Genomic DNA, 927 nt, shown 5'->3' with positions numbered 1-927 from the left:
TTTCATTGAGTATAAAAAGAATCCGCTTTGGGCGGATTTTTCTAGAAAGGAATCATTATGGATCAACTGCAGATTAAGGATTTGGAAATTTTTGCCTATCATGGTCTTTTTCCTAGTGAGAAGGAATTGGGGCAGAAGTTTGTCGTTTCAGCCATCCTATCCTATGATATGACCAAGGCGGCGACAGACTTGGATTTAACGGCTTCTGTCCATTATGGAGAACTGTGTCAGCAGTGGACGACTTGGTTTCAGGAAACAACTGAGGATTTGATTGAAACGGTAGCTTATAAACTGGTGGAACGTACTTTTGAGGCCTATCCTCTTGTCCAAGAAATGAAGCTGGAACTGAAAAAACCTTGGGCGCCAGTGCATTTGCCACTAGATACTTGCTCGGTAGCCATTCATCGCCGCAAGCAACGATCCTTTATCGCCCTAGGAAGCAATATGGGAGATAAACAAGCAAACTTGAGACAAGCCATTGAGAAAATGCGAAATCGAGGTATCCATATTCTCAAAGAGTCCAGTGTCTTGACGACGGAGCCTTGGGGTGGTGTGGAGCAAGATAGCTTTGCTAATCAAGTGGTTGAAGTAGAAACATGGTTGCCTGCCCCAGTGCTATTAGAAACCTTGTTAACCATTGAAGCAGAGATGGGACGGGTGAGAGAAGTGCATTGGGGACCTCGTTTGATTGATTTGGACTTGCTCTTTGTGGAGGACCAGGTCATTTATACAGACGACCTCATCCTGCCTCATCCTTACATAGCGGAACGCCTTTTTGTCCTTGAGTCCTTACAGGAAATTGCGCCTCATTTTATCCATCCGACATTAAAGCAACCGATCCGTAACTTGTATAATGCTTTGAAAAAATAGAAAAAACTCTAGTTTTCAGTCGTTTGCAACTGAAGGCTAGAGTTTTTATACTCTTCG

1 protein-coding gene is annotated in these 927 nt (G+C 43.5%); it reads left to right on the top strand.

Annotation, left to right across the window (positions count from 1 at the left end):
• Window positions 1–57: 57 nt before the first annotated feature.
• The gene (folK, locus tag HT697_RS09515; RefSeq protein ID WP_173253115.1) at window positions 58–870 is read left to right on the top strand and encodes a 2-amino-4-hydroxy-6-hydroxymethyldihydropteridine diphosphokinase; all 813 of its coding nucleotides are present in this window, start codon (window positions 58–60) and stop codon (window positions 868–870) included.
• The last annotated feature ends 57 nt before the right edge of the window (window positions 871–927 follow it).

The organism is Streptococcus sp. 1621, from assembly GCF_013276615.1.
Lineage (GTDB): Bacteria > Bacillota > Bacilli > Lactobacillales > Streptococcaceae > Streptococcus.
This window is presented reverse-complemented; position numbering and strand designations above follow the sequence as displayed.

Excerpts from the sequence above, each read along its gene's own strand:
- folK (WP_173253115.1), top strand. The coding sequence starts at position 58 with ATGGATCAACTGCAGATTAAGGATTTGGAAATTTTTGCCTATCATGGT.